The following is a 12699-nucleotide window of genomic DNA, read 5'->3' on the forward strand; positions in this document are numbered from 1 at the left end:
GCTGCCGCTCCGACAGCGCATCCGTCCGGCCATACCAGCGCCGGAATGGTGGACAGCGCAGCAGCAAAGGGGTGAAGAGGATCATCACCGCCACGATCGCGACACCCCACGCCATGACGGCGCCGGCATCGGGCCGCTTGGCGTTCTCGATCACGGGCGCGAAGACGCCCGGAGCACCGATCATCCAGAACAGCGCAATGTGCTGATGGAAGGAGAGCTTCATTTGCTCATCCACTTGCGCAGCAGGCGCTTTTTCAGGGAGGCGCGTTCTTGCGGGTTGCGTCCCTTGTGATTGGCGATGCGATCCGCCGTGGCGGCCTGGCGCTTGACGGGCCAGTAGGAGCGGCCATCCTTGCCCATCGACCAGACGCTGCTGGCCTGGTTTTCCAGCAGGGGCAGATGGGCGCTCAGGGCTTCGGGCGACGCGCTGGTCAGCGCCGTGCGCTCACGGGTGCGCCAGCGCTGATGCCAGAGCTTCTTGTCCTCGCGCTCGCTGCCGCAGGTCGTGTGCCCGACGATGGGTGTTTTGCGGCGGCTGCGGCTCATAACGTAGTGGTCTCCAAGAACATTCAGGACTGATCCCAGGCGTCGATGGTCAAGACCTGATCGGCAGGACAGGCGGCTACGCGGTCGGGAACTGGATGGTGTTCAGTCTCATGCCGACCCCATTCGATTGATCGCGTCGCTTGCGGCACGCTGCGACGCAAGGAGGTTTGCGACCTGGTTTAGCAGCCGTGTCCGCTGCATGTCTGTTACCTATCTCCCCGACCGCTCATTGGACCAACTCCAGAGATTGGGCTCTATCGCTCAGCCAATACGAAACCGGCATTGGCTGATGCCACAACCGAGACGAACACAAATGGCTCGGTACCTGTATTTCGCGCCCCGTGCACTTGGCCCGGTCTTGCCACGGCTATCTCACCTTCCCTGAGGGCACGAACAATCCCATTGCCCTGAAAGTAATCAGCCATTCCCGACAAAACAGTCCACGTGTCTTGGCCGTGAGGATGAATGTGAGCCGCAATTTCCTGCCCGGGATGGACATGCCAAACCACGATAATTGAGTCTCGGGTTTCAAGCACAACGGAACGAATAGGCTCGCCTTCGGACGGCTGAACATACTCGGCTACAGAAAATATTCTCGATTCAACAGTCATCGGAGATCCCTCTTTCACAGTGCCCCCAGACAGGCTGGATATGAGTTCTAACTCGAATTTGAACGGGAGGCTGGTCGTGCGGTCGTGCAGTTGCCGATGAGCGTGTCGGCTGCTGCCTCCTTGCCCACCAGCGAACCAGACGGTCGCATGCGCATCCTTTCTTATCGAAACTCGTTGAGATGATATGCAATCAAGAATAGAATTTCAAGAACTATTTTCGAGAATCGCAATGCCTTGATTCCCGGGCCGCGCCGCTGCCGGATGATGGAGAGGTCGCTTTCGCTGAACGTGTAGTGACGGATCAACTCATCCTTGGTGTCCGGCAACGCCAGCAGGCTTTCGCGCTCGGCGGCGGAGAGGATCGAACGGCGGGGCATGCGGTTTCCTTCTTCTTGAAAACGTAGGTTTGTGACAAGCCCGCCAAGGCAACCGGCTTAGCGTGCTTTATTTTCCGTTTTCTGAGACGACCCCTATAGACAGCAAGGGCTAGAGTAGAAATAGCCTAAGCATCTAAGACGTTCTAATGGTGGCAGCGTTAAGCTTGTGTAGCAGACAGAGCTTTTGGTGGCAGCATTAGAACACTATAGCAGGGATCAGAATTGCGACTCACTGACAAGTCTTAGAGGGGGCTTTATATCCTTATATAGCAAGGCGCAGGGGCACAACATAGGACACATACAAAGATCTAAAGACACAAACCCCTAACGGGGCTAATATCTGATGCTTATCCGCTGTCACCGATGGGAATTATTCTCATTTGTATTTTTTCTTGTCTCTGTAGTATGTACTTTGGCTTATTCCTAGCTCTATCCATGGCTCTACAGTGCGCTCTGACGTTGCCACAGGTGGGCGCTTGGACTTAGCCCCACCCTTCTTACCTCTCATACTCTGCACCTCTCTATGAGCTTGTGAGACTTCGCCGTTGTTGAATTTGGCAGAGTAACAGTATCGCGCTATGCTCTTGCATATCGTGTACACCTCATTGCCAAATAGCGGTATGGGGTACGTTGCATTGTATGCAGTGGCAATCGGTAGCAGTTCAGCTAACAGCGTCCTGTAGCTATGCTGAGACGCTAATGGATAGGCTATATGGCGCGTATGGTCGAACAAAGCCTTATTACGTCCAAATATGTCGTCATTATCGCTAGTTTTCGGTAGTACCTCTAGGTCTAGCATGTCCGCTAATTCTTTTAAGTCATAGTCTTTTTTACCGCTAACGTAGACTTGCCAAATGTCAGTATCAAAGGGGCATTTGATAAGATTACCTACATACCCAGCATCAGCACCTAGCGCCTGTCTCAGGGCGTAATATACTGCTCTCATGTAGTTGATCGGCTTTAGGTGCGAATCGCCAGTCAAGCCGACTTCAACACGCAGCCGAAAGCCTACGTGGGCGTGTCCGTTGTCGGAGTTTTCTATGATTAAGTTGGGTACTGGTGTGTTTAGGTAGTAGTAGGCGAATAGCGCATTTGGGTCGTCTATGTCAAACCACAGCCACCGCATGACAGCTGGGTGATTGGGCTGTATGTAATTCTTTTTAATAGCAAATTCTTTGGGCTGCACGAAACAAGCGCCCTTTGCTAGTGAACAGTACGGTTTTAGGGGTAAATCATCATAGAGGGCTTGTAATACGGGGTATTCACGCCACTTTTGGGGGTCTACTCTCTGTAGATTGTCCATATTTGATACGCTTGTATTAGCGCAGTGGCTTAGATATAATAACAGCTCGTCTAAAGTGTTATTTTATCCGTTCCACAGCGGATTGGTATTACCCAACCCCTGATGTTTCCAGCATCGGGGGTTAGTCGTTTTTATAGTCTACACTTATTGGCTACCACCTTCAATCCCTTGTATTTCACGGGTTCGAGTCCGTTTTCGCTGTTTATTTTAAAATTTTTACCAACCCATACGAGGCGAACTAGATCTTGTATTTGCTAGCTTTATCTCTTGCTTAATCTCTCTAACTGCCTTAATTCCTCTGTTAAGCTCTGCTGTGTCTTGTCTATTGTACTCTGCGAACTGCTTATTTCGCCCTGCATAGTCTTGATTGTAGTCTGTGAGTTCTTTAGATTGCCTAATATCGTCTCTAATTCGCTCGTCACGCTGTTTTGATTGTCTTGCGGTGCTATCGTACTCTGATACGTCTGCATAAGCTCTGTTAGTCGAATCTGTGCATTGCAAAGTGTTATTGACTCTGTTGTTAAGAGTTTCATTGTCTCTGCGAAGGCTTTGCGATGACTTACCCAGCCACTCTGTACGCTTATCTGTTCGCTGATTTTGGTCTGTAACTGCTCTAGCAAGCTCGGCAAGTCCTTTGCTTGCTGTGTTTGCGCTTGTGCTAGCTTGGTCAATGATGCTGTCAATTGTGCTATATCCTGGTCTTTCTTGCGTAGCTGCTGCTGTGTCCATGCGTCTTGATCGTCTAGCATCTGCTGCTGACGTTGTATCGTCTCTTGCTGAGCGTCTAGCGCCTTCTGTACTTGGTCTAGCAGTCGCTTGTCCATCTTTTAATCCTCTAACGGTAGCATATAGGTTTGACCGCTCTTGCTGTCGTGATAATACTTGTAAGTTGGGGTCTTGTTCATTTTTGTTCCCAATAGAACCCCTAGCACGAATATCACTAATAACGCTATGACTGCTCCTATCAACCACTTGTTCATCTCTGATTTGATGACTTGGGCTATCCTGTCCTCTCTCTGTTCTATCAGCTGGGCGATATGGTGAACGTAGTCCTCTATCAGCGTCTCTGTCTGACTTTTTAGCTCCCCTAAATCTTGGGTTAAATGGGCTTGGACGTTGTTCAAATAGGTTGTAAGGGCTGTAGCTAAATCTTGTTGATGCTTGTCTAACATCTGCTGTAACTGCTCGTTGCTCGCGTCTAGGCTTGTCATGCCTTGACTGATGATAGTCTCGCTTTCTAACAATCTCGCTGTCATAAAGTTGTTTAGCTGCGTTGTAGCGCTCTGTAGCTCCTGCTCGATACTCGTTACTTGCTGTTTCGACTGTGTTTTGAACTTCTCTGCTAAAGCTAAAATCTCGCTCATATAAGCCACCTGTAAGCCTAATATTACGTTTACTTTCGGGGTCTGGGTTCTTGATAGAGATCGCTTTGGCGGTCTCTCTTGCTATCTCAAAGCCTGCGTCAGTAAGCGATTGCACCACATCAGCACGGCTCGTTATAGCGCCCTCTGCTACTAATGCCGTTAAGCCCTCTGTTATGGCTTGCCTAGCGTCTTTAACGTCACGCGGTAAGTTATCACGCTGACCTAGCAACCGCTTATTAGCGGGGTCGCTTGGGTCTGTAAAGCCGTGTTCTATGTTCTGCATGTCCTTCCATGCGTTGACGCGCCTTTTGTCTACGCTGTGGACGTAAGGCTGAAATACCCTGCCATGCTTTAGCTCCACATTGGCATAGACGAAGTTAAGCTCTAGCCGTCCTTTGTCTCTGTGTTCAATCCATGACACGCTAACGCTATCAACGTCTAGCCCTGCTCTGATGGTTTCCTCGAACGAGTCCATCAAGGCGTTTTTCTGTTCTGTAGTGACTTGATCGGCTGACTCAGTGAACGATAGGCAACCACTGGTATATTTTTGCTTGAAGTCTAGGCTATCAATGAGCAAGGCTTGATTGTCTATGTCGCCCCTTAATACCTCAGCATCGAGCCGTTTGCCGTCGGGCTGCTCTTTGTCTTTGAGCAAGTAATCAAACACGCCTTTGCTGCCACCTGTGCCGCGAGTGAAGAATTTAACGATCATCGGGCATACTCGATGCTAGTGCTTTGTCTAGCGTGGTTTGCAAGTTTAGTAAGGCCATTAATACGGAGTTACCCACTTCTTGCCCTGCATTGGTTTGTTTGGCTATTTGGTTGATATTGATGCCAATGCGATTAATGGCTCGCACTAATTCGGGATCGGCACTATGCACGATTTTTTTGGTTTTGGGTTCGGGTGCGGCTATCGGTTGATCGAGTACCAATTTGCGAACGTAGTTAGACATATCATGTGAGCCTGTCCGCTTTTTAATGTCTAGAAGCTCATCATCAGATACTCTGATTTTTAGCCATTTCGTCCTTGCCATTTCAACCTCGACCTTGCTGTTGTTTTTACCCCTCACGGCTTTTTGTGAGGGGTTGGGGTTAAGGGGTTTCCCCTTACCAGTATGCCTTGGGTCAATAGTAACGTAGTGGATATTGTGCCCACGGTATATGCTGGCTTTCTAACAATAGACATCAATATAGCATCTAATAAGGAATTAAGGAAGTACAGAGTTTATATTACATTGTATGATTGTTTGCATTACATTATCGTAATTGATGTTGCATTACATTGTATGATTGTTTGCATTACATTAATACACATAAATGGGTGGTTACGTACTTAATATTGCACTATTATGTAGTTAGATATGCATTACATGACCAGTATAAAACTGGATAATGTAAGTAGTAAAGCAACACAGAGTAACTAACATTGCATTACATAACAAGAGGTCAAACAATGAGTAAAGGCAAGCAAGCAACAATCAACATCAGATTAGACGAAGACACAGCCAAAGCTTTCAAGGACATAGTAGAGAGAGACGGCTATACACAGTCATTGGTGCTAAGGGAGTACATAAAGAAGTATATCAAGAAGAATGGACAGGGTGCTTTAGACCTATAGGGGTCGTTTGCGGGAGAGGGCGAAATCCTACGCTAAGGCTTTGGCCAACGATATTCTCCGGTAAGATTGATGTGTTCCCAGGGGATAGGAGAAGTCGCTTGATATCTAGTATGACGTCTGTCGCACCTGCTTGATCGCGGCCGCGATAGCTAGATCGCGTTGCTCCTCTTCTCCATCCGCGTTCCAAGCTGCGGAAAGGCACCCATAAGCGTACGCCTGGTCGAGCAGGCGACGCGGATCGACGTCCAGCGCACGAGAGAATGCGTCCGCCATCTGTGCAATGCGTCTAGGATCGAGACAAAGGTCGTCTCTGTCAGCCGGATCGTAGAACATATTGGCGGCGCCAAAGCCCACTTCACCGACCAGACCGACGGGATCTATCACCAGCCAGCCGCGACTGGAGAACATGATGTTTTCATGATGCAGATCGCCATGTAGCCCACGCAGTTCCGAGGCATTGCTCATCATTTGATCGGCTATAATCGCCGCGTGGACGTAGTCAGTTTGACAACCTGCGTTTTGATCATCGCGCGCCCGCTGAAACAAAGCTGCAAAGCGATCCCGGATCGGGAGAAGGGCAGAAGGCAGGGGTTCCTCAGATGCGGCATACAGCTTCGCCATTAGTTCCGCTGCAATTTCGGTCGCCTGGTAGTCGCCGTGCTCGGCAACGATGTGAGAGAGCATTCGCTCCCCGGCATATTCGAGCAACATCAGATTGTTCTCACGACCGAGCAACCGGACTGCTCCCCTCCCATTGCGCCATACCAGATAGTCGGCCCCGCGCAGTTCATCAGCAATGTCTTCTATAGGTTTCAATCCCTTGACGATTGCAGGAGTCCCGTCTGGCAATGAAACTTTCCAAACGAGGCTGGAAAAGGTGTCCGCAATGAGAACAGGTTGCGAAACGTGCCAATGAGCAGGAAAAACAGGCGGCATGAACATCAACCCCAAGTCAGAGGGTCCAATCGCAGATAGAAGGCAAGGCGTTCGCGGTCGGGGGCTTCGATCCCCAATACATTGAATAGGACAGCGAAGGCGCGCTCTGCTTCATCTGGCGCTGCCCAGTTCTCTTCGGCGTTAGCAATCATGAGTGCCAAATCGGCATAGCGATCTGCTGTTCCGAGCCGCCCAAGGTCGATCAGACCCGTGCATTGAAGAGTTTTAGGGTCCACCATGAAGTTCGGCATGCAGGGATCACCATGGCAAACAACCATATCGGTGCGCTCTTGGTCGAGCCGCACCGGTAGCTCTCGTTCGACACGAGCCAAAAGATCGAGCTGCGGCGTACTCTTGTCCTCGTCCGGTAAGAAGTCGGGATTGACGGCATTGCGGGACACCACATCAACGGCGCGTCCGAACATTCGCGACAGCCTGCGCTCAAACGGACATTGATCAACCGATAGGCTGTGAACAGCGCCAAGTTGCTGCCCCATTGACGGCCACGCTTTGAGCAAATCCGCTCCAGACAGATCAGCCGCCGGTACTCCCGGAATTGCCGTTATCACCAAGCATGCACCCTCCTGTTCCTCCTGCCAGTTGATCACCTCGGGGCAAGCCACACCTCGACCTTTGAGCCAAATGAGGCGGTCACGCTCTCCAGCGAGCTCACCGCGGCGGGAAGCAGGTGCGATTTTCGCGAAGGCATGCCCGTCACCACGTCGAAAAACAAAATCACCAGATTCTCCGCCTCTGACAGGCAACCAGTCAGAATGCGATTCACCAAAAAAAATATTAGTTCGATTCAATGGAGGTTCCTTCAGTTTTCTGATGAAGCGCGGAGGTGAGAGGTGGTCCCACTTGTTTGAACAACTAAAAGCTTATTTATAAGTGATACTCTGCTCTAGTTAAGCTACCTTATTTTGTTGTGGTAGCTGGTCATAGTAAAACTCATCTGGAGTCATTTTGTCCAGACTCGAATGAGGTCGTTTCAAATTATAAAATTCAAAATATGCGTTTAATTGCTTCTTCGCATCCAAAACATTGCTGTAGGCTTTGAGATACACCTCTTCATATTTAACGCTCCGCCATAATCGTTCAACCATCACATTATCAACCCATCGACCTTTACCATCCATACTGATTTGAATGCCATTTGATTTCAATACATCAATAAATGCATCACTGGTAAACTGACTGCCTTGGTCTGTATTAAAGACTTCAGGTCGGCCATATTTTTCAATAGCTTCATTTAATGTTTCTATGCAAAATGTAACCTCCATACTAATCGATACTCTATGCGCAAGTACCTTGCGGCTATGCCAATCAATCACAGCACATAAATAAACAAAGCCTTTTGCCATAGGGATATACGTTATATCCGTAGACCACACTTGATTACTGCGCTGAATAGCCAATCCTTTGAGCAGATATGGATATTTACGGTGAGCTTGATTGGCCTGACTTAGATTTGGTTTACGATATAACGCATTAATGCCCATTTTCTTCATTAAAGTACGTGTATGACGTCGTCCTATATGATGTCCTTGACGATTCAATAAATCACGCATCATACGGCTACCTGCAAAAGGGTATTGCATATGTAACTCATCCATACAGCGCATCAGCTTCAGATCTGATTCACTCACAGGTTTTGGGCGATAGTAATAACAACCACGGGAGACTTTCAGCAGCTTAGCTTGCTTAGATACTGAAATCTGAAGTGAGTCATCGATTAACTTTTGTGGTTGAAGCGACCCAGTTTCTTCAACACACCTTCTAAAAAATCAATTTCTAATGCCTGCTCACCGATTTTTGCATGTAGTTTTTTTAGATCGATGGGTGGTTCTGTTGGAGCTTTTGATTGATCGAAAGCTTGCGAGGAAGCTGAAATCAGTTGATTTTTCCAGTCAATAATTTGGTTTTGATGAACATCAAATTCAGCACTCAATTCAGCAAGTGTTTTTTCTGCTTTAATCGCAGCAAGTGCTACCTTAGCTTTAAAGTCATTTGAATGATTTCTTCTTGGTCTACGTGTCATAAAATACTCCATATATTGATGTTTATAACATCATTTGGGGAGCAAAATATCACTTATAAGTGTTGTTCAAATTTCCTGATCCACCTCTGTGGCTCAACCTGCGAAAAGAAACGAGTTGCTACGTAAGTCCGAGAACATGCTTTCCATGGTCTCTGAGCTCGCCTTTGGGACCGACATATCGGTAGAGAGTGACGCGCTCGATGCCGAGTTCCTTGCAGAGATCGGAAACTGAAGTATCGCGCTGGGCCATGGCGGCTTGCGCGAGACGCACCTGAGCTTTGGTGAGCGCGAATTTTCGTCCGCCCTTGCGACCGCGCGCTCTCGCGGAGGCGAGACCCGCCATGGTGCGCTCTCGGATCAGATCCCGCTCGAACTCGGCCAAGGTGGCGAAGATTCCGAACACCATGCGACCGGACGCAGTCGTGGTGTCGATCTGAGCGCCCTTTCCAGTCAGAACCCGCAGGCCGATCTTGCGGTCTGACAGCTCCTTCACCGTGTTGACCAGATGGGCAAGCGATCGTCCGAGGCGATCGAGCTTCCAGACCACCAGCACATCGCCGTCACGCAATGACTTGAGGCAGGCAGTCAAGCCAGGGCGATCATCACGACCGCCGGAAGCAAGATCATCATAGATATTGTCCCGTTCGACACCTGCGGCGCGCAAGGCGTCGTGCTGCAGGTCGAGAGACTGCGAGCCATCGGCTTTGGAGACGCGGGCATATCCGATCAGCATGTATCACAAACGTTGGTTTGAGGCGGCGCTTCGGCCACGATTGCATTGACCTCTGGAAATGTATCTCAACCAGCTTCATAAACAAAGCGTCTTGAACGCTATCAGATTTTGAAAAAGGAACATGTATGCCGCGTCGCGTCACTCTAACCGATCGGCAGAAAGACGCGCTGTTGCGCTTGCCGACTTCACAGACGGATTTGCTCAAGCACTATACGCTGAGTGATGAAGACCTTGGGCATATCAGGCTGCGTCGGCGCGCTCACAACAGGTTCGGCTTCGCCCTGCAATTGTGTGTCCTGCGCTATCCCGGCCGGGTGCTGGCTCCAGGCGAACTGATCCCTGCAGAGGTCATCGAATTTATCGGAGCGCAGCTTGGCCTGGGTGCCGACGATCTCGTAGACTATGCTGCCCGCGAGGAAACACGGCACGAGCATCTTGCCGAGTTACGGGGGCTCTACGGCTTCCGCACCTTCTCCGGACGTGGTGCGAGCGAGCTGAAGGAATGGTTGTTCCGAGAAGCCGAGATGGCGGTGTCGAACGAGGATATCGCCCGTCGCTTCGTAGCCGAGTGCCGACGCACCCGCACTGTCCTTCCCGCGACATCCACGATCGAGCGGCTTTGTGCCGCGGCTCTCGTCGATGCCGAGCGACGCATCGAGACGAGGATCGCCAGTCGGCTGCCTATGTCGATCCGAGAACAGTTGCTGGCATTGCTCGAGGAGACGGCTGATGATCGGGTGACCCGTTTTGTGTGGCTGCGCCAGTTCGAGCCTGGCTCGAACTCTTCGTCGGCCAACCGGCTGCTCGACCGGCTCGAATATCTGCAACGCATCGATCTCCCCGAGGATCTGCTTGCCGGCGTTCCTGCCCATCGGGTGACTCGTCTGCGCAGGCAGGGTGAACGGTATTATGCCGACGGCATGCGCGATCTCCCGGAGGACAGGCGGCTTGCGATCTTGGCTGTTTGCGTCTCGGAATGGCAGGCGATGTTGGCCGACGCAGTGGTCGAAACCCACGACCGGATCGTCGGCCGTCTCTACCGTGCTTCGGAGCGTATTTGCCATGCAAAGGTCGCAGACGAAGCGGGGGTGGTGCGTGACACCCTGAAATCCTTCGCCGAGATCGGGGGCGCCCTGGTCGATGCACAGGATGATGGCCAGCCGCTGGGCGATGTCATCGCGAGTGGGTCAGGGTGGGACGGCTTAAAAACCCTTGTTGCAATGGCAACCAGGCTGACCGCCACCATGGCCGACGATCCGCTCAATCATGTGCTCGACGGTTATCACCGCTTCCGCCGATACGCTCCACGCATGTTGCGCCTGCTCGATCTGCGAGCTGCGCCCGTTGCACTGCCGCTTCTGGAAGCGGTGACGGCCCTTCGTACCGGTTTGAACGATGCCGCGATGACCAGCTTCTTGCGGCCCAGCTCGAAATGGCATCGCCACCTTCGGGCCCAGAGGGCTGGCGACGCTCGCCTATGGGAGATCGCGGTGCTGTTCCATCTGCGCGATGCGTTCCGCTCCGGAGATGTCTGGCTTACTAGGTCCCGGCGCTATGGCGATCTGAAACACGCACTCGTTCCGGCACAATCCATCGCGGAAGGCGGTCGTCTCGCTGTGCCATTGCGGCCGGAGGAATGGCTGGCAGACCGGCAAGCTCGCCTCGACATGCGGTTGCGCGAGCTTGGCCGTGCCGCTCGCGCAGGCACGATCCCGGGCGGGTCGATTGAAAACGGCGTTCTGCATATCGAGAAACTCGAAGCCGCCGCGCCGACAGGCGCCGAAGATCTGGTGCTCGATCTCTACAAGCAGATCCCGCCCACGCGCATCACCGATCTCCTGCTGGAGGTGGATGCGGCGACCGGCTTCACCGAAGCGTTCACCCATCTGCGCACAGGAGCACCCTGCGCTGACCGGATCGGGCTAATGAACGTTATCTTGGCGGAAGGGATCAACCTCGGCTTGCGCAAAATGGCGGATGCGACAAACACCCACACCTTCTGGGAATTGATCCGCATTGGACGGTGGCATGTCGAGGGCGAAGCCTATGACCGGGCGCTGGCCATGGTGGTCGAGGCACAGGCAGCGTTACCCATGGCCCGGTTCTGGGGCATGGGCACGTCGGCTTCGAGCGACGGACAGTTCTTCGTCGCTACAGAGCAAGGTGAGGCCATGAACCTGGTCAACGCGAAATATGGCAATACCCCGGGCCTGAAAGCCTATAGCCACGTCTCCGACCAATATGCGCCGTTCGCAACCCAGGTGATTCCTGCAACGGCAAGCGAAGCGCCTTACATCCTCGATGGCCTGCTGATGAACGATGCTGGACGCCATATCCGCGAGCAGTTCACCGACACGGGCGGCTTCACCGATCACGTCTTTGCCGCATGTGCCATTCTCGGCTACCGGTTCGCTCCGCGCATCCGCGACCTGCCATCCAAACGGCTCTACGCGTTCAATCCGTCGGCCGCCCCGGCGCACCTGCGAGCGTTGATCGGCGGAAAGGTCAACCAAGCCATGATCGAGCGCAATTGGCCCGACATCCTGCGCATCGCCGCCACCATTGCTGCCGGGACCGTCGCGCCAAGCCAGATTCTGCGGAAACTCGCCTCCTATCCGCGGCAGAACGAGCTCGCGACAGCCCTGCGGGAAGTCGGTCGCGTCGAGCGCACCCTGTTCATGATCGACTGGATTCTGGATGCCGAACTCCAACGGCGTGCCCAGATCGGGCTCAACAAAGGCGAAGCTCATCATGCGCTGAAGCGGGCAATCAGCTTCCACCGCCGCGGTGAAATCCGCGACCGTTCCGCCGAAGGCCAGCATTACCGCATCGCCGGCATGAATCTGCTCGCCGCCATCATCATCTTCTGGAACACCATGAAGCTCGGCGAGGTCGTTGCAAACCAGAAACGCGATGGAAAGCTGCTATCGCCCGATCTCTTGGCCCATGTTTCGCCGCTCGGATGGGAACACATCAATCTCACCGGAGAATATCGCTGGCCAAAGCCTTAGCGTAGGATTCCGCCCCCTCCCGCAAACGACCCCCTATAGAGGGGTCGTCTCAGAAAACGGAAAATAAAGCACGCTAAGCGTGCGTGGAGGCTGGCACCCAGCGGTACAGCGTCGGAATGGACACGCCGAGGTTCTTGGCCACGTCCTTGGGCGGCACCC

13 protein-coding genes and 1 pseudogene are annotated in these 12699 nt (G+C 52.3%); 2 read left to right on the forward strand and 12 right to left on the reverse strand.

What is annotated here, in order from left to right:
- The 8 genes and pseudogenes from ACP7AA_RS12965 to ACP7AA_RS13000 all read right to left on the reverse strand — a co-directional run.
- Window positions 1-223: hypothetical protein (locus ACP7AA_RS12965; protein WP_426223821.1), on the reverse strand; the 223-nt coding region annotated here is incomplete at its 3' end.
- Window positions 220-546 carry a hypothetical protein gene (locus ACP7AA_RS12970; protein WP_003100858.1) on the reverse strand — a complete coding sequence of 109 codons (327 nt, stop codon included), beginning with the start codon at window positions 544-546 and terminating at the stop codon, window positions 220-222. The genes ACP7AA_RS12965 and ACP7AA_RS12970, both read right to left, overlap by 4 nt.
- 254 nt (window positions 547-800) lie before the next feature.
- Window positions 801-1157, reverse strand: a complete 357-nt coding sequence (locus ACP7AA_RS12975; RefSeq protein WP_003465043.1) for a cupin domain-containing protein — start codon at window positions 1155-1157, stop codon at window positions 801-803.
- Between the two features lie 239 nt (window positions 1158-1396).
- Window positions 1397-1534, reverse strand: a pseudogene (locus ACP7AA_RS12980) (DUF4158 domain-containing protein); the annotation flags it as partial.
- A 376-nt stretch (window positions 1535-1910) separates the two neighbouring features.
- The gene (locus ACP7AA_RS12985; RefSeq protein ID WP_289048895.1) at window positions 1911-2837 is read right to left on the reverse strand and encodes a replication initiation protein; all 927 of its coding nucleotides are present in this window, start codon (window positions 2835-2837) and stop codon (window positions 1911-1913) included.
- A 260-nt stretch (window positions 2838-3097) separates the two neighbouring features.
- Complete coding sequence (locus ACP7AA_RS12990; RefSeq protein ID WP_426223822.1) at window positions 3098-3661, reverse strand: hypothetical protein; 564 nt, start codon at window positions 3659-3661, stop codon at window positions 3098-3100.
- Between the two features lie 3 nt (window positions 3662-3664).
- Window positions 3665-4201, reverse strand: coding sequence for an MbeB family mobilization protein (locus tag ACP7AA_RS12995; RefSeq protein WP_353888999.1), 537 nt, complete (start codon window positions 4199-4201; stop codon window positions 3665-3667).
- A gap of 701 nt (window positions 4202-4902) precedes the next feature.
- Window positions 4903-5235, reverse strand: coding sequence for a plasmid mobilization protein (locus ACP7AA_RS13000; RefSeq protein ID WP_289048897.1), 333 nt, complete (start codon window positions 5233-5235; stop codon window positions 4903-4905).
- Window positions 5236-5654: 419 nt separating this feature from the next.
- Between ACP7AA_RS13000 and ACP7AA_RS13005 the strand changes: the two genes are divergently transcribed.
- Entirely contained in the window at window positions 5655-5819 is a 165-nt protein-coding gene (locus ACP7AA_RS13005) for a ribbon-helix-helix protein, CopG family (protein WP_353888998.1), read from the forward strand.
- 105 nt (window positions 5820-5924) lie between these two features.
- On the opposite strand, the gene ACP7AA_RS13010 is transcribed toward ACP7AA_RS13005, so the two are convergent.
- The 4 genes from ACP7AA_RS13010 to ACP7AA_RS13025 all read right to left on the reverse strand — a co-directional run bounded on the left by ACP7AA_RS13010 (window position 5925) and on the right by ACP7AA_RS13025 (window position 9529).
- Window positions 5925-6761, reverse strand: coding sequence for an aminoglycoside O-phosphotransferase APH(6)-Id (locus ACP7AA_RS13010; protein ID WP_000480968.1), 837 nt, complete (start codon window positions 6759-6761; stop codon window positions 5925-5927).
- Window positions 6761-7564, reverse strand: a complete 804-nt coding sequence (gene aph(3'')-Ib / locus ACP7AA_RS13015; protein WP_001082319.1) for an aminoglycoside O-phosphotransferase APH(3'')-Ib — start codon at window positions 7562-7564, stop codon at window positions 6761-6763. Before aph(3'')-Ib ends, ACP7AA_RS13010 begins: the two co-directional genes overlap by 1 nt.
- 99 nt (window positions 7565-7663) lie before the next feature.
- Window positions 7664-8796, reverse strand: a protein-coding gene (locus tag ACP7AA_RS13020; protein ID WP_223672967.1) for an IS3 family transposase whose coding sequence is annotated in 2 segments (ribosomal slippage) — window positions 7664-8544 and window positions 8544-8796 — 1134 coding nt in all. Because the reading frame shifts where the segments join, the coding sequence is not laid out codon by codon here.
- 118 nt (window positions 8797-8914) lie between these two features.
- On the reverse strand, window positions 8915-9529 hold the full coding sequence (locus tag ACP7AA_RS13025; RefSeq protein ID WP_000904906.1) for a recombinase family protein: 615 nt from the start codon (window positions 9527-9529) through the stop codon (window positions 8915-8917).
- Between the two features lie 125 nt (window positions 9530-9654).
- Between ACP7AA_RS13025 and ACP7AA_RS13030 the strand changes: the two genes are divergently transcribed.
- Window positions 9655-12540, forward strand: coding sequence for a Tn3 family transposase (locus ACP7AA_RS13030; protein WP_001138082.1), 2886 nt, complete (start codon window positions 9655-9657; stop codon window positions 12538-12540).
- Window positions 12541-12699: the final 159 nt, after the last annotated feature.

The organism is Psychrobacter sp. DWR1-2-3 (assembly GCF_049896465.1).
In the GTDB taxonomy this organism is placed as follows: Bacteria; Pseudomonadota; Gammaproteobacteria; order Pseudomonadales; family Moraxellaceae; genus Psychrobacter; species Psychrobacter maritimus.

What these genes read in the sequence shown, in the direction of transcription:
- ACP7AA_RS12970 (WP_003100858.1), bottom strand. Translation starts at nt 546, where the DNA reads ATGAGCCGCAGCCGCCGCAAAACACCCATCGTCGGGCACACGACCTGC.
- ACP7AA_RS12975 (WP_003465043.1), bottom strand. Translation starts at nt 1,157, where the DNA reads ATGACTGTTGAATCGAGAATATTTTCTGTAGCCGAGTATGTTCAGCCG.
- ACP7AA_RS12985 (WP_289048895.1), bottom strand. Translation starts at nt 2,837, where the DNA reads ATGGACAATCTACAGAGAGTAGACCCCCAAAAGTGGCGTGAATACCCC.
- ACP7AA_RS12990 (WP_426223822.1), bottom strand. Translation starts at nt 3,661, where the DNA reads ATGGACAAGCGACTGCTAGACCAAGTACAGAAGGCGCTAGACGCTCAG.
- ACP7AA_RS12995 (WP_353888999.1), bottom strand. Translation starts at nt 4,201, where the DNA reads ATGAGCGAGATTTTAGCTTTAGCAGAGAAGTTCAAAACACAGTCGAAA.
- ACP7AA_RS13000 (WP_289048897.1), bottom strand. Translation starts at nt 5,235, where the DNA reads ATGGCAAGGACGAAATGGCTAAAAATCAGAGTATCTGATGATGAGCTT.
- ACP7AA_RS13005 (WP_353888998.1), top strand. Translation starts at nt 5,655, where the DNA reads ATGAGTAAAGGCAAGCAAGCAACAATCAACATCAGATTAGACGAAGAC.
- ACP7AA_RS13010 (WP_000480968.1), bottom strand. Translation starts at nt 6,761, where the DNA reads ATGTTCATGCCGCCTGTTTTTCCTGCTCATTGGCACGTTTCGCAACCT.
- ACP7AA_RS13025 (WP_000904906.1), bottom strand. Translation starts at nt 9,529, where the DNA reads ATGCTGATCGGATATGCCCGCGTCTCCAAAGCCGATGGCTCGCAGTCT.
- ACP7AA_RS13030 (WP_001138082.1), top strand. Translation starts at nt 9,655, where the DNA reads ATGCCGCGTCGCGTCACTCTAACCGATCGGCAGAAAGACGCGCTGTTG.